Genomic DNA, 15339 nt, shown 5'->3' on the forward strand with positions numbered 1-15339 from the left:
CCCGCAAAAAACAAGCGCTAGCACTGGAAATGCAAAGGGGCCCGCAGGCCCCTTCGCATTCAGGATGTAACGGTCACGCGTCCGGCGCTGCCTTGGCAGGCGCCTCGCTGTTCTCATAGATCAACAGCGGCTTGGACGAACCGTCGATCACGCTTTCGTCGATGACCACCTTGCTGACTTCCGACTGCGAAGGGATCTCGTACATGGTGTCGAGCAGGATGCCTTCGAGAATCGAGCGCAGGCCACGGGCCCCGGTCTTGCGCTCCAAGGCCTTGTTCGAGACCGCTTTCAGCGCATCCGGGCGGAACTCCAGTTCCACCCCTTCCATCTCGAACAGCTTGGCATACTGCTTGGTCAGGGCGTTCTTCGGCTCGGTGAGGATCTGCATCAAGGCAGCCTCGTCCAGCTCCTCGAGGGTCGCGATGACCGGCAGGCGGCCGACGAACTCGGGAATCAGGCCGAACTTCACCAGGTCATCCGGCTCGACCTCGCGCAGCGATTCGCCGACCTTCTTGCCCAGATCCTTGCTGCGCACCTCGGCATTGAAGCCGATCCCGCCCTTGGTCGAGCGCCCTTGGATGACCTTCTCCAGGCCGGAGAAGGCACCGCCACAGATGAACAGGATGTTGCGCGTATCGACCTGCAGGAACTCCTGCTGCGGGTGCTTGCGGCCGCCCTGCGGCGGGACCGAGGCGACGGTACCTTCGATCAGCTTGAGCAAGGCCTGCTGCACACCTTCGCCCGACACGTCGCGAGTGATCGAGGGGTTGTCGGACTTGCGCGAAATCTTATCGATCTCGTCGATGTAGACGATGCCCATCTGGGCCTTCTCGACATCGTAGTCGCACTTCTGCAACAGCTTCTGGATGATGTTCTCGACATCCTCCCCGACGTAACCCGCCTCTGTCAGGGTGGTGGCATCGGCGATGGTGAACGGTACATTGAGCAGGCGCGCCAGGGTCTCGGCCAGCAGGGTCTTGCCCGAACCGGTCGGACCGATCAGCAGGATATTGCTCTTGCCCAGTTCGACGTCGTCCTTCTTGTCGCGCTGGTTTAGGCGCTTGTAGTGGTTGTACACCGCTACCGAGAGGACCTTCTTCGCACGCTCCTGACCGATCACATACTGATCCAGGATGGTGCTGATCTCCTTGGGCGCAGGCAACTTGTGCGCACTGCTCTCGGCCTGAGCTTCCTGCACCTCCTCGCGGATGATGTCGTTGCACAGGTCGACGCACTCGTCGCAGATAAAGACAGAGGGCCCGGCAATCAATTTGCGTACTTCGTGCTGGCTTTTGCCGCAGAAGGAGCAATAAAGCAGCTTGCCGTTGTCCTCGCCGTTGCGGGTATCAGTCATTCGATCAATCCAATACGGTAGGCTTGAAACACAAGATGAAGGCAAATGCGGGCGTTTTCAAGCCCGCGCAGCGACCGGGATACTCCGGCCGCTCCATACGCAAGCCGCTTAGCCCGCCAGTTGACGCTTGCTCAGCACCTGATCGATCAGGCGGTACTTGACCGCATCCTCGCCGCTCATGAAATTGTCGCGATCGGTGTCGCGAGCGATCACTTCGATCGGCTGGCCGGTGTGGTCGGCGAGGATCTTGTTCAGGCGCTCGCGAATGGTCAGGATCTCGCGGGCATGAATCTCGATGTCCGAGGCCTGGCCCTGGAAGCCGCCCAGAGGCTGGTGGATCATCATCCGCGAGTGCGGCAGGCAGTAACGCTTGCCCGCGGCGCCGCCGGCCAGCAGCAAGGCGCCCATGCTGCAGGCCTGACCGATGCAGATGGTCGATACATCGGGCTTGATGAACTGCATGGTGTCGTAGATCGACATGCCCGCAGTCACCGACCCACCCGGCGAGTTGATGTACAGATGAATGTCCTTGTCCGGGTTCTCGGCCTCGAGGAACAGCAACTGGGCCGCGACCAGGTTGGCCATGTAGTCCTCGACCGGGCCGATCAGGAAGATCACCCGCTCCTTGAGCAGACGCGAGTAGATGTCGTAGGCGCGCTCGCCGCGAGCCGACTGCTCGATCACCATCGGCACCAGGCCGCCGGCAGCTTGGATGTCAGGCATGTGTTGCATAAAAGGATTGCGGGACATGTCTTGCACTCGCTCCCTAAATAGTCATGTCACAAATACGCATAAGCCAGCGCGGAGGCTGGCTTATGGCGTGTTCGAACGAGGTAAAGAATCAGTCGGCTTTGGGCGCTTCCGCCGGCTTGACAGCTTCTTCGTAAGAGACCGCTTTGTCGGTCACGTTGGCCTTCTGCAAAACAGTATCTACAACTTGCTCTTCCAGCACAACCGAACGCACTTCGTTCATTTGCTGGTCGTTTTTGTAGTACCAGGCCACGACCTGCTCGGGCTCCTGATAGGCCGAAGCCATTTCCTGAATCAGTTCGCGCACGCGCTCTTCGTCCGGCTTCAGCTCGAACTGCTTGACCACCTCGGCGACGATCAGACCGAGCACCACACGACGCTTGGCCTGCTCTTCGAACAACTCGGCCGGCAGCTGCTCAGGCTTGATGTTGCCACCGAACTGCTGGACCGCCTGCACACGCAGACGATTGACTTCGTTGCTCAGCAGTGCCTTCGGCACCTCGATCGGGTTGGCTGCCAGCAGGCCGTCCATCACCTGATTCTTGACCTTGGACTTGATGGCCTGACGCAGCTCGCGCTCCATGTTCTTGCGCACTTCGGCGCGGAAACCTTCCAGGCCACCGTCCTTGACGCCGAACTGGGCGAAGAACTCTTCGTTCAGCTCAGGCAGCTGCGGCGCGGAAACGCTGTTTACCGTGACGGTGAACTCGGCGACCTTGCCGGCCAGGTCCAGGTTCTGGTAATCCTCGGGGAAGGTCGGGTTGATGACGCGCTCTTCGCCCGCCTTGGCACCCACCAGGGCGTCTTCGAAGCCCGGAATCATACGACCGGAGCCCAGCACCAACTGGGTACCCTTGGCCGAACCGCCGGCGAAGGCTTCGCCTTCGATCTTGCCGACGAAGTCGATGTTCAGTTGGTCACCATTCTCGGCGGCGCGCTCGGCGACCTCGAAACGGGTGTTCTGCTTGCGCAGAATGTCCAGCATGTTGTCCACGTCGGCATCGCCGACCTCGGCCTGCAGGCGCTCGATCGCGATGGACTCGAAACCCTGCACCTGGAACTCCGGGAACACCTCGAAGGTGGCCACATATTCCAGATCCTTGCCCTTCTCGAACGGCTTCGGCTCGACAGCCGGAGCACCGGCCGGGTTCAGCTTCTGCTCGACAACGGCCTCATAGAAGGTCTCTTGGATCAGGTCACCCAGGGCTTCCTGGCGCGCGGACGCTTCATAGCGCTGGCGAATCACGCTCATCGGCACTTTGCCAGGACGGAAGCCAGGAACCTTGGCACGACGGGCAGTCTGCTGCAGACGCTTGTTGACTTCAGTCTCGATGCGCTCGACGGGAACGCCGACGGTCATGCGGCGCTCAAGAGCAGAAGTGCTTTCAACAGAAACTTGCATGGATATTCCTCGTTGCACAGACATAAGCCGGCCGTTTCCGGCCCCAGATCAAGGGCATGCATTCTAGAGGGTCAATTTACAGAAGTCACCCTAGATGCAGGCGGCAATCAGGAGGGAAAGAAGATGGTGCGGACGGAGAGACTCGAACTCTCACACCTTGCGGCGCCAGAACCTAAATCTGGTGTGTCTACCAATTTCACCACGTCCGCGTGGTCAGACTATAAAACAAAAACGCCAGGCTTTCGGCCTGGCGTTTTGGAATATGGGGTGGACGATGGGGATCGAACCCACGACACCAGGAGCCACAATCCTGTGCTCTACCAACTGAGCTACGCCCACCATATTACGTTTTGCTTGTGCCAAAGCTGCCAAATGGCACGCCCGGCAGGACTCGAACCTGCGACCATCCGCTTAGAAGGCGGATGCTCTATCCAGCTGAGCTACGGGCGCCTATCCATCTGCAAGCGCAGACTTAAAGCTTTCGGCTCCGGCTGAGGCTTTGCAACCCCTGCCTTTGCCGTCTTACCCAGCGACTGGCTGTGCTCGACAAGCGGGGCGCATGTTATAGAGGCACCCATGGGTCGTCAACACTAATTTTAAAAAAAGTTCAGCGAGATAAAGGGGTTACGCGAAAATCCTGGGGTGGCGCCTTTGCCGCACCGCCTCGCCATGCGAGAATGCGCGTCCTTTTTCAATCCTTTCCAATGGTTTATCTAGCGCAATGACCGCACAATTGATCGACGGCAAAGCGATCGCCGCCAGCCTCCGCCAGCAGATCGCCCAACGGGTCGCCGAGCGACGCGAGCAGGGGCTGCGGGCACCCGGCCTGGCGGTGATCCTGGTCGGCAGCGACCCAGCCTCTCAGGTCTATGTCGCGCACAAGCGCAAAGACTGTGAAGAAGTGGGCTTCCTCTCCCAAGCCTACGACCTACCGGCCAGCACCAGCCAAGAGGAACTCCTAGCGCTGATCGACCGCCTCAATGGGGATCCGAGCGTCGATGGCATTCTGGTGCAACTGCCACTGCCCGCTCACATGGACGCCTCCTTGCTGTTGGAGCGCATTCGTCCGGACAAGGACGTGGATGGTTTCCACCCCTACAACATCGGCCGCCTGGCCCAACGCATGCCATTGCTGCGCCCCTGCACGCCGAAGGGCATCATGACCCTGCTGCAGAGCACCGGCGTGAACCTCTACGGCCTGCATGCCGTGGTCGTGGGCGCCTCGAACATCGTCGGCCGGCCGATGGCCATGGAACTGCTGCTCGGCGGCTGCACCGTCACCATCACCCACCGCTTCACCAAGGACCTGCCACAGCATGTCGGCCAGGCCGACATCGTGGTGGTCGCAACCGGCAAGCCGGGCCTGGTCAAGGGCGAGTGGATCAAGGAGGGGGCGATCGTCATCGATGTGGGGATCAACCGCCAGGCCGATGGCAAGCTGATCGGCGACGTGGTGTACGAAACCGCCCTGCCCCGCGCCGGGTGGATCACGCCGGTGCCCGGCGGTGTCGGCCCCATGACCCGTGCCGGCCTGCTGGAGAACACCCTGCACGCGGCTGAACACCTGCACGACTGAAGCCAGGGTTCAGAGACGAGAAACGGCACCCGAGGGTGCCGTTTTCTTTTGCGCGGAGCAGCCGCTCGTGCGGCTACTTCTGCGCCTGCTGCCAGGACTTCAGCAACTGGTCATAGCCGATGGTTTCCCCTTTGGGCTTTTCGTTGGCCAGCTTGGCCTTCGGCGCCCCCGGCTGATCAAGCCAGTACTGCGGGTCACGCGGCTCGTTCAGCTTGGGGCCACACTCACCCAGCACACCGGAGCGCTCGAGACGGCCGAGCATGGTGTCCTGCGCCGCCGCCAGGCCATCGAGCGCCTCCTGCGGCGACTTGTCGCCGCTGGCCGCTTCGGCGATGAACTGCCACCATAGCTGCGCCAGGCGCGGGTAGTCCGGCACGTTGGTGCCGGTCGGCGTCCACTGCACCCGGGCCGGGCTACGGTAGAACTCCACCAGCCCCCCCAGTTTGGGCGCCGCATCGGTCATCGCCTGGGAGTTGATGTCCGACTCGCGGATCGGCGTCAGGCCGACCAGAGTCTTCTTCAGCGACACGGTCTTGGAGGTGACGAACTGGGCGTACAGCCAGGCTGCCAGGCGCTGCTTCTCCGGGGTCGACTTGAGGAAGGTCCAGGAGCCGGCGTCCTGATAGCCGAGCTTCATCCCCTCCTCCCAGTACGGGCCCTTGGGCGAGGGCGCCATGCGCCACTTCGGCGTGCCGTCGCCGTTGACCACTGCCAGCCCCGGCTTGGTCATGTCCGCGGTGAAGGCGGTGTACCAGAAGATCTGCTGGGCGATGTTGCCCTGGGCCGGCACCGGACCGGCCTCGGAGAAGGTCATGCCCTGGGCTTCCGGCGGCGCATACTGACGCATCCAGTCGACATACTTGGTGGTGGCGTAGACGGCCGCCGGGCCGTTGGTGTCGCCGCCTCGAGCGACGCTGGAGCCGACCGGCCGGCAACCCTCGACACGGATACCCCACTCGTCCACCGGCAAGCCGTTGGGCAGCCCCTTGTCGCCGCCACCGGCCATGGAGAACCAGGCATCGGTGAAACGCCAGCCCAGGGACGGGTCCTTCTTGCCGTAATCCATATGGCCGTAGACGCGCTGGCCGTCGATCTCCTTGACCTTCTCGGAGAAGAACTCGGCGATGTCCTCGTAGGCCGACCAGTTGACCGGCACCCCCAGCTCATAGCCGTAGATTTCCTTGAACTTGGCCTTCAGCTCCGGCCGCTCGAACCAGTCGGCGCGGAACCAGTAGAGGTTGGCGAACTGCTGGTCGGGCAGCTGATACAGCTTGCCGTCCGGGCCGCTGGTGAAGGACAGGCCGATGAAGTCCTGCAGGTCCAGGGTCGGCGAGGTCACCGCCTTGCCCTCGCCGGCCATCATGTCGCTGATCGCCACCGCCTTGCCGTAGCGGAAGTGGGTGCCGATCAGGTCCGAATCGTTGATGTAGCCGTCGTAGATGTTCTTGTCCGACTGCATCTGGGTCTGCAGCTTCTCCACCACGTCGCCTTCCTGCATCAGGTCGTGCTTGAGCTGGATGCCGGTGATCTCGCTGAACGCCTTGGCCAGCACCTTGGACTCGTATTCATGGGTGGCGATGGTTTCCGAGGCGACGCTGATGCTCATGCCGCGGAACGGCTCGGCCGCCTTGATGAACCACTGCAGCTCGGCCAGCTGCTGTTCCGGCGTCAGGGTCGAGGGATTGAATTCCTCGGCGATCCATTTCTTCGCCGCCTCCTCGTAGGCATCGGCCCAGGCCGCGCCGCTCAGGCCGGACAGCGCCAGCAAGGCGGCCAGGGCCATGCTATGTCGGGTGTTGTTGTTATTGTCGAACATGGAGACCTCCATCTCAGGTTTTATAAGAGGCCGCGCATCGCCCGCTCCTCGCCACCGCAACCTTGCCGGCGGCGCAGCACGGGCGCCGCGGATCAGCCCCAGCGCATCACTGCAAACAGCCACAACAGGGACAGCAACGAGGCTATCCAGACGCTCCAGTCGGTCGCGCCGACCACCAGCAAGTGCAGGTAGGCGCTGCCGAGCAGACCGATAAACAGGCGATCGCCCCGAGTGGTGGCAATCGGCAGAAAGCCCTTGCGCTCCATGCAGGGCGAACGAATTTCCCAGGCCGTCATGCCCACCAGGGTCAGGGCGATGACCCCGAAGAACAGGCCCGTAGGCAGGGTCCACGCCATCCATTCCATCGTCTTCTCCTTAAACCCGGCCCAGGGCGAAGCCCTTGGCCACGTGGTTGCGCACGAACCAGATCACCAGCATGCCCGGCAGGATGGTCAACACCCCGGCCGCCGCCAGCACGCCCCAGTCGATCCCCGAGGCCGACACGGTGCGGGTCATCACCGCGACGATCGGTTTGGCCTCCACCGAGGTCAGGGTGCGCGCCAGCAGCAGCTCGACCCAGGAGAACATGAAGCAGAAGAAGGCGGTGACACCGATGCCCGAGCCGATCAGCGGGATGAACAGCTTCACGAAGAATTTCGGGAAGCTGTAGCCGTCGATATAGGCGGTTTCGTCGATCTCCTTGGGCACCCCGGACATGAAGCCCTCGAGAATCCACACCGCCAGCGGCACGTTGAACAGGCAGTGGGCCAGCGCCACGGCGATATGGGTGTCGAACAGGCCGATGGAGGAATACAGCTGGAAGAACGGCAGCAGGAACACCGCCGGCGGCGCCATGCGATTGGTCAGCAGCCAGAAGAACAGGTGCTTGTCGCCGAGAAAGCGGTAGCGCGAGAAGGCATAGGCCGCCGGCAGCGCCACGCTCAGCGAGATCAGGGTGTTGAGGCTGACGTAGTAGAGCGAGTTGAGATAGCCCCGGTACCAGCTGGGGTCGGTGAAGATCACCCGGTAGTTGTCCAGGGTGAAGCCTTGCGGCCACAGGCTCAGCCCGCCGAGTATCTCGGTGTTGCTCTTGAACGACATGTTCAACAGCCAGTAGATCGGCACCAGCAGGAACAGCAGGTAGCCCAGCAGCACCAGACGTTTGCGTATGCTCATGGTCGGCCTCAGCGATGCGTGTCGTCGTGGGTCATGGCCGTATAGAACAGCCAGGACACCAGCAGGATGATCAGGAAATACACCAGGGAGAACGCCGCCGCCGGCCCCAGGTCGAACTGGCCGACCGCCATCTGGGTCAGGGTCTGGCTGAGGAAGGTGGTGGCATTGCCCGGCCCGCCGCCGGTGAGCACGAAGGGCTCGGTGTAGATCATGAAACTGTCCATGAAGCGCAGCATCACGGCGATCAGCAGCACGCTCTTGAGCTTGGGCAGCTGGATGTGGCGGAACACCGCCCAGGCCGAAGCGCGGTCGATGCGCGCCGCCTGGTAATAGACGTCGGGTATCGCCCGCAGGCCCGAGTAGCACAGCAGCGCCACCAGCGAGGTCCAGTGCCAGACGTCCATGACCAGCACCGTGACCCAGGCGTCGCCGGTGTCGGAGGCATAGTTGTAGGCCACCCCCAGCTCGTTCAGGCTCCAGCCCAGCAGGCCGATGTCGGCGCGGCCGAAGATCTGCCAGATGGTGCCGACCACGTTCCACGGGATCAGCAGCGGGATGGCCATGAGGATCAGGCACAAGGAGGCCCAGCGCCCCCTGGTCGGCATGCACAGGGCGATGCCTATCCCCAGGGGAATCTCGATCAACAGCACGCAGGCCGAGTAGATGAACTGGCGCAGCAGCGAGTCGTGCAGGCGGGTGTCCTGCAGCACCTGGCGGAACCAGTCGACGCCGACGAAGTAGCGGCTGGACTGGTCGAAGATGTCCTGCACCGAGTAGTTGACCACCGTCATCATCGGCACGATGGCGCTGAAGGCCACCAGCAGGAAGACCGGCAGCACCAGCCACCAAGCCCGGTTGTTGTGCACCTTGCTCATGCCTGCTCCTCCGCCTGTGCGCTTTCGACCAGCACGTCGTCGGCATAGAGCATCAGCCACTGCGCCGGAAAGCTGATGTAGGCCTGCTTGTGCGGCACCTGCTGGTCCTCCTGCAGGCGTGCCTTGAGCAGCTGCTCGCCCAGGCGCAGGGTGACAATCTTGTAGGTGCCCAGGTCCTCGACATGCACCACCTCGCTACGCAAGGCGCCCTCGTAGGGACCCTCCCAGACGTGCACGAACTCGGGGCGAATGCCGGCCTGCAGGCGCTGGCCGCCGCACTCGGCCAGGCGCCGGTTGAGGGCATCGGCCAGCGGCAGCTCGATGGCGCCGAAGCGCACCCCGCCCGGGCAGCGCTCCACCTCGATCAGGTTCATCCCCGGGCTGCCGATGAAATAGCCGACGAAGGTGTGGCTGGGGCGCTCGAACAGCTCCCGCGGCGTGCCGAACTGGACGATCTGGCCGCCGTACATCACCGCGATCTTGTCGGCGAAGGTCGAGGCCTCCAGCTGATCGTGGGTGACGTAGACCATGGTGATGTTGAACTGCTCGTGGATCTGCTTGAGCTTGCGCCGCAGTTTCCATTTCAGGTGCGGGTCGATGACGGTCAGCGGCTCGTCGAAGAGGATCGCCGACACGTCGTCGCGCACCAGGCCGCGGCCCATGGAGACCTTCTGCTTCTCGTCGGCGGTCAGGTTGCGCGCCTTCCTGTGCAGCAGCGGATGCAGGTCGAGCACCTCGGCGATCTCGTGCACCTTGCTCAGAACCTTGGCCTCGGCCAGACCCTGGTTACGCAGGGGAAAGGCCAGGTTGTCGAACACCGTCATGGTGTCGTAGACCACCGGAAACTGGAAAACCTGGGCGATGTTGCGCTGCTCCGGGGGCAACGCGTTGACCGCCTTGGCGTCGAACTGCACCTCGCCGTGGGACGGCTTGAGCAACCCGGAGATGATGTTGAGCAGGGTCGACTTACCGCAGCCGGAGGGGCCGAGCAAGGCATAGGCCCCGCCCTGCTCCCAGACGTGGTTCATCTCGCGAATGGCGTAGTCCTGGGGCCCGGTCGGCGTGCGGCTGTAGCTGTGGGCCAGGTTGTGCAAGCGTATCTCGGCCATCAGGCACTCCTCCCCATGCGGCGGCTGGGCGCCTGGGCGAGGCGCCCGTTGGCATCGAAGACGAACAGCTTGTGGGTCGGGATGTAGATGAGAATCGGCGTGTCGACGTCGTACTCGTGCACGCCCGGTAGATGCAGGACCAGGGAGAAGTGTTCGTTGCCCACATGCAGGAAGGTCTCCGAGCCGCTGATCTCCGCCAGTTCGACGGTCACCGCCAGCTCCAGGTCATCGTCGTTGGACGGCACCAGGCCGATGTGACTGGGGCGCACGCCGAAACGGTAGGTGCCCTCACCCAACTCGCCCAGATCGGGGTTGCGCGGGAAATGCACGGCGTTCTCGAAACTCACCTCGGCGGCACTGACCTGCCCGTCCAGCAGGTTGATCGGCGGCTCGGAGAACAGTTCGGCCGCCAATACCCGCTGCGGCCGGTGATAAACCTCGGCGGTCTTGCCGCTTTGCACCACCCGGCCCTCGTGCAGGACGGTGGTGGTGCCGCCCAGGGCCAGCGCCTCGTTCGGCTCGGTGGTGGCGTAGATGGCGATGGTGTGGCGCGCCCGGAACAGCTCGCGCATCTCCTGGCGCAACTCTTCGCGCAGCTTGTAATCCAGATTGACCAGGGGCTCGTCGAACAGCACCAGGTCGGCCTCCTTGACCAGCGCCCGGGCCATGGCCGTGCGCTGCTGCTGACCGCCGGACAGCTCCAACGGGTGGCGCTGCAGCAGCTTCTCGATATGCAGCATGCGCGCCGTTTCCTCGACTTTCTGCACGATCTCGGCCTGGCCGACCCCGGCCTGGCGCAACGGCGAGGCGATGTTCTCGAACACCGTCAGGGTCGGGTAGTTGATGAACTGCTGGTAGACCATCGACACATTGCGCTTGCGCACCGGCACACCGGTCACGTCCGCGCCGTTCATCAGGATGCGGCCGCTGGTCGGCCTGTCCAGCCCCGCCATCAGACGCATCAGGCTGGTCTTGCCCGCCAGGGTGCGACCGAGCAAGACATTGAAGGAACCGGGTTCGAAGGTCAGGCAGGCGTCGTCGATATGGACCTGGTTGTCGACGATGCGACTGACATGTTCGAGGGTAAGCGACATGGCGTGCCCTTAATTGTTGTTATGCCCTGCGGTATGAACCGCCTTGCCAGGACATAGCGACAACCATGCCAGCTCATCCACGCCCACCTTAATAATCCGTAATCCATTGAAAAACTTACGGATTAATCAGACTCCCGTGACCACCGAAACATCCTCCTGAACAGCTGAACACTGTTCAGCCTGAACAACTGAACAGCGCAGGCGTTGACAATGAACAGGGGCGAACAACATCCTGCGCGCTGGAAAACGACGGCGAACATCGATTTGCCGCCCGATAAAAACAAGAACATGCAGGTGATCGGACCACCTTATGAAGGACGCCAGCCAAGCGCTTCCCCACGCGACCATCATCCAGGACTCCTGGGCCCGCTGCCGTGAATACGGCCTGCTCCACCACAGCCCCCCGAGTTTCAGCCCCCCGGCCGATGGCGAGGTATCGGCCCTGCTGGAGCGGCAGCAGTTTCTGGTGCAGACCACCCAGCGGGAGGTGCTGCCCTACTACGAGAACATCCTCGCCAACTCCAATTGCCTGATCATGCTGGCCGACAGCCAGGGCCAGCTGCTGCAGTCCTGGGGCGACCGACGCTTTATCGAACCGGCCCTGGCGCCCGGTTTCGTCGCCGGCGCCAGCTGGCTGGAGCGCCATGCCGGGACCAATGCCATAGGCACCGCCCTGAGCAGCACCCAGGCCGTGCATATCCAGCACGACGAGCATTTCCTCAAGGCCAACCGCTTCATGACCGGCTCGGCCTCGCCGATCTTCGACGCCCAGCGGCAGATGATCGGCGTGCTGGACGTCTCCAGCGACAGCTACCTGCCGCCCTCCCACACCCTGGGCATGGTCAAGATGATGAGCCAGTCGGTGGAGAACCGCCTGATCCTCAACCTGTTCCAGGGCCGCTACTTCCAGCTGATCTTCAACACCGGACTGAACAACCTCGACAGCCAGTGGGCCGGCCTGCTGATCTTCGACGAGACCGGCCTGGTGGTGTCCGCCAACCGCCGCGCCGACAGCCTGCTGGGCATCAGCCTGTCACGGGTGACGGTGGAGAGCCTGTTCGACCTGCCCTTACGGCAACTGCTCAATCAGCCCGAAGGCCTGCCGTTCGCCTTGCGCGGCGCCGGCCGCTACCGCTTTCACGGCCTGCTCAAGCGTCCGCAGCAGGCCGCGGCGATCCAGGCCCGGGACTTTCGCCCCGCGCCGCCGCCCGGCACGGCGAATAGCGCCCAGGCCCTCACCCTGGACGCGATCGACCTCGGCGACCCGCGGGTGGCCAAGGCCGTGCGCCAGGCCGAACGCCTGCTGGAGAAGGACATCCCGATCCTCGTCCACGGCGAGACGGGGGTCGGCAAGGAAGTCTTCGTCAAGGCCCTGCACCAGGCCAGCTCCCGCGCCAGCCAGGCGCTGATTGCGGTCAACTGTGCGGCCATCCCCGCCGAACTGGTGGAGTCCGAACTGTTCGGCTACGAGAAGGGGGCATTCACCGGCGCCAATCAGAAAGGCAGCATCGGCCTGATCCGCAAGGCCCACAAAGGCACGCTGTTCCTCGACGAGGTCGGCGACATGCCGCTACGGGTACAGGCCCGCCTGCTGCGGGTGCTGCAGGAGCGCTGCGTGCAACCCCTGGGCAGCAGCGAGCTGTATCCGGTGGATATCCGCCTGATCTCAGCCACCAACCGCCCGCTGCGCCAGGACGTCGACGGCGGCCTGTTCCGCCAGGACCTCTACTACCGCATCAGCGGCCTCAACCTGGAACTGCCGCCGCTGCGCGAGCGCAGCGACAAGCAGGCCCTGTTCCAGCGCCTGTGGAACCACCATCGCGAGCCCCAGCAAGGGGCGGGGCTGAGCCGCGAGGTGCTGGAACTGTTCGAGCGACACCCCTGGCCGGGTAACCTGCGCCAGCTCGGCAGCGTGCTGCAGATTGCCCTGGTCATGGCCGAGGAGCAACCGATCCGGGCCGAGCACCTGCCCGACGACTTCTTTGCCGACCTGGCCGAACGCAGCGGCCCAGACAACCCCCTCGAACACCACAAGCCCCGGCCTCATGTCGAGACCGGCGGCCCTGACCTGGCCAGCCAGTACCAGGCCTGCGGCGGCAATATCTCGCACCTGGCCCGGCACCTCGGGGTCAGCCGCAATACCCTGTACAAGCGCCTGCGCGAACAGGGCCTGAAGCCTTAGTCGGCCAGGCGCGGCCTCAGGAGGCCAAGGCGGCGTACCGGCCGACCCTGGCCGCCAACAGCTGCGTCGCCCCCTCGGGCCGGCGCGTGAACCAGATGACCCGGCTCACCCCGCGGGTGATGGCCACATAGGCCAGGCGCAGGCTCTCGTCCCGCATGGCCTGGTCGTAGCTGTTGCGGAACAGCCCCGAGTAGGCATAGAGCGCATTGCGCAGAGGGTGCGGCTGCGGCGCCACGCAGTCGTCGACTATGATCGCCACCTCGGCCTGCAGGCCCTTGGCCCGGTGGATGCTGTAGGCCTTGACCGGCAAGCGGCTGTCCAACCCGGCCTGGATGTCGCGCAGCGGCTCGTTGCGCCGACTCAAGACCAGCACCGCCGTACGCTCGGTGGTGCCGCGGCTGGCCACCCGGGCGCACTGCTGCTCGATCTCCTCGAGCAGCTTGGGCAGGTGCTGCTTGATCTCGAAGCCCGTGCTCAATCTGACGCCGTGATCGCCGGGGCGCACCGCCCGGAAGGCCTGGCTGGACTTGGCCTGCTTGACCTCGACGGCGTCGAGCACCGCCTCCGCATCGCGGATCACCGGCTCGACCGACCTGTAGTTGGTGGTCAACAACAGCACCTGGCTACGCTGCACGCGCCCCCGGCTCGGGAAGTGACGGTCGAAGTCCATGAACAGCTCGGGGGAGCTGCCCCGCCAGCCGTAGATAGACTGCCAGTCGTCGCCGATCGCCATCAGGCTGACCGCCTCGCCCTGACGCGCCAGAGTGCCATGTACGGCGCGCAACCACTGGACGATCTGCGGCGAGATATCCTGGAACTCGTCGATCAGCAGGTGGCTGAGGGGGGTCAGCGGCGTGGTCGAGGCAGCGCCCTCGCCGGGCCCGAACAGCCGGGTGAGGCGCAGGAAGGCGCCGTTGAAGGTCATCAGGCCCCGCTCGTCCAGGCAGGCCTCGAAGGCGTGCCAGAACAGCAGCAGGGCCTCGACGAACAGGCGCTCGCCAGCCGCGCAGGCCAGCGTCTCGGGGCGCATCCGGTCCAGTTCGATGCCGATGCTCTGCATGAACCCGGCCTGCCCATAGAAGGCTTCGAACAGCGGCACGGGCGTGAATTCGCCGTCCAGCCTGTAGCCGTCCAGCGGCGCCTTCGCCCCCCGGACCGCAGGGACCGGCTCCGGCTGGCCGAGCAAGGCGTGCACCCGCCATCTGAACTCCGCCTCCTCGTCATAGCAACGCTGATAGGCCTGCTGCAGCAGGCGGCGCTGGGCGGGGCGCAGGCGCGAAGCCGCCAGCGGGTTGTCCGGCTCCTCGGCCGCCGCCCGCTTGTCGTCCAGCTGCTCGAACCACACCGGCGTGCCCAGCACCTCCCGGGCCAGCGTGGCCATGGCCGAATGGAAGGTGCGCACGCAGCGCCGCGCCGCCTCGGCATCGAAGGGGTAGTGCCAGAACCGCAGCAGCCGAAGCAATTGCTCGCGCAGCTGGGCACAGGACGCGTTGGTGAAGGAGATCACCGTCAGGCGCGCGGGGTCGATCCCCAGGTGCGCCAGCATGAACACCACCCGCAGCACCAGGGTCGTGGATTTGCCCGAACCCGCCCCGGCGAAGATCCGGATCAGGGGCCGATCGCCGAGGATCATCGCCCATTGCTCATCCGACGGCGGGCCGATCAACCCCGCAGCCACCGCCTGGGCCACCTTCTCGCGCATGGCCTGGACCTGTCGCTCATCGACCCTCACCCGGCCGGGGCCATAGATACCGGCGGCGGGCGCCTTCTTCGACCTGGGCTTGCCGCGGGGCTTGGCGGCCTTGCGCGCCCCCGTGGCTTTCGCCTTGCCGGCGCCGCCCTGCTTCGCCTTGGCCCGTGTCTTTACCGGCGTCTTGGCCGAGGGGCCGCCCAGGGCACCGGCCCTCTCCGCCCGCAGATAGGCCGTGGTACGCGGGAAGCAACGCACCAGAACGTCGGAGACCAGCGCCTTGTAGCGCCTGACAGCTGACAACATTCGCCGCTT

Annotated in this window: 12 protein-coding genes and 3 tRNA genes; 2 read left to right on the plus strand and 13 right to left on the minus strand. The window is 64.2% G+C overall.

What is annotated here, in order from left to right; all coding sequences use genetic code 11:
• Nucleotides 1-73: 73 nt before the first annotated feature.
• The 6 genes from clpX to SBP02_RS11060 form a co-directional block, all read right to left on the minus strand.
• Entirely contained in the window at nucleotides 74-1354 is a 1281-nt protein-coding gene (clpX, locus tag SBP02_RS11035; protein WP_318641610.1) for an ATP-dependent Clp protease ATP-binding subunit ClpX, read from the minus strand.
• A gap of 108 nt (nucleotides 1355-1462) precedes the next feature.
• The gene (gene clpP / locus SBP02_RS11040; RefSeq protein ID WP_208707018.1) at nucleotides 1463-2104 is read right to left on the minus strand and encodes an ATP-dependent Clp endopeptidase proteolytic subunit ClpP; all 642 of its coding nucleotides are present in this window, start codon (nucleotides 2102-2104) and stop codon (nucleotides 1463-1465) included.
• A gap of 91 nt (nucleotides 2105-2195) precedes the next feature.
• A complete protein-coding gene (gene tig / locus SBP02_RS11045) occupies nucleotides 2196-3506 on the minus strand; it encodes a trigger factor (protein ID WP_318641615.1) in 1311 nt (436 codons plus the stop codon).
• Nucleotides 3507-3630: 124 nt separating this feature from the next.
• Nucleotides 3631-3715, minus strand: a tRNA-Leu gene (locus tag SBP02_RS11050).
• Nucleotides 3716-3769: 54 nt separating this feature from the next.
• Nucleotides 3770-3845 (minus strand) — tRNA-His (locus tag SBP02_RS11055).
• A gap of 34 nt (nucleotides 3846-3879) precedes the next feature.
• Nucleotides 3880-3956, minus strand: a tRNA-Arg gene (locus tag SBP02_RS11060).
• A gap of 271 nt (nucleotides 3957-4227) precedes the next feature.
• On the opposite strand from SBP02_RS11060, the gene folD reads away from it, so the two are divergent.
• Nucleotides 4228-5082, plus strand: a complete 855-nt coding sequence (gene folD, locus SBP02_RS11065) for a bifunctional methylenetetrahydrofolate dehydrogenase/methenyltetrahydrofolate cyclohydrolase FolD (protein WP_318641617.1) — start codon at nucleotides 4228-4230, stop codon at nucleotides 5080-5082.
• Between the two features lie 73 nt (nucleotides 5083-5155).
• On the opposite strand, the gene SBP02_RS11070 is transcribed toward folD, so the two are convergent.
• From SBP02_RS11070 to SBP02_RS11095, 6 genes are all read right to left on the minus strand, one after another.
• Nucleotides 5156-6898, minus strand: a complete 1743-nt coding sequence (locus SBP02_RS11070; protein WP_318641619.1) for an ABC transporter substrate-binding protein — start codon at nucleotides 6896-6898, stop codon at nucleotides 5156-5158.
• A 92-nt stretch (nucleotides 6899-6990) separates the two neighbouring features.
• Nucleotides 6991-7263 (minus strand): DUF2160 domain-containing protein, encoded by a 273-nt coding sequence (locus tag SBP02_RS11075; protein ID WP_318641621.1) that lies wholly within the window; start codon nucleotides 7261-7263, stop codon nucleotides 6991-6993.
• 10 nt (nucleotides 7264-7273) lie between these two features.
• A complete protein-coding gene (locus tag SBP02_RS11080; protein WP_318641622.1) occupies nucleotides 7274-8074 on the minus strand; it encodes a carbohydrate ABC transporter permease in 801 nt (266 codons plus the stop codon).
• An 8-nt stretch (nucleotides 8075-8082) separates the two neighbouring features.
• Nucleotides 8083-8949: a carbohydrate ABC transporter permease gene (locus tag SBP02_RS11085; protein ID WP_318641624.1), complete on the minus strand. Its 867-nt coding sequence runs from the start codon at nucleotides 8947-8949 to the stop codon at nucleotides 8083-8085.
• The gene (locus SBP02_RS11090; protein ID WP_318641626.1) at nucleotides 8946-10058 is read right to left on the minus strand and encodes an ABC transporter ATP-binding protein; all 1113 of its coding nucleotides are present in this window, start codon (nucleotides 10056-10058) and stop codon (nucleotides 8946-8948) included. The genes SBP02_RS11085 and SBP02_RS11090 overlap by 4 nt, the downstream gene beginning before the upstream one ends.
• Nucleotides 10058-11152, minus strand: coding sequence for an ABC transporter ATP-binding protein (locus tag SBP02_RS11095; protein ID WP_318641629.1), 1095 nt, complete (start codon nucleotides 11150-11152; stop codon nucleotides 10058-10060). Before SBP02_RS11095 ends, SBP02_RS11090 begins: the two co-directional genes overlap by 1 nt.
• Before the next feature lie 310 nt (nucleotides 11153-11462).
• Here SBP02_RS11095 and SBP02_RS11100 point away from each other — a divergent pair, with 310 nt between their 5' ends.
• Entirely contained in the window at nucleotides 11463-13334 is a 1872-nt protein-coding gene (locus SBP02_RS11100; RefSeq protein WP_318641631.1) for a sigma-54-dependent Fis family transcriptional regulator, read from the plus strand.
• A 16-nt stretch (nucleotides 13335-13350) separates the two neighbouring features.
• On the opposite strand, the gene SBP02_RS11105 is transcribed toward SBP02_RS11100, so the two are convergent.
• Nucleotides 13351-15330 carry an ATP-dependent helicase gene (locus tag SBP02_RS11105; RefSeq protein ID WP_318641633.1) on the minus strand — a complete coding sequence of 660 codons (1980 nt, stop codon included), beginning with the start codon at nucleotides 15328-15330 and terminating at the stop codon, nucleotides 13351-13353.
• Nucleotides 15331-15339 lie beyond the last annotated feature (9 nt).

The organism is Pseudomonas benzenivorans (assembly GCF_033547155.1).
Classification (GTDB): domain Bacteria; phylum Pseudomonadota; class Gammaproteobacteria; order Pseudomonadales; family Pseudomonadaceae; genus Aquipseudomonas; species Aquipseudomonas benzenivorans_B.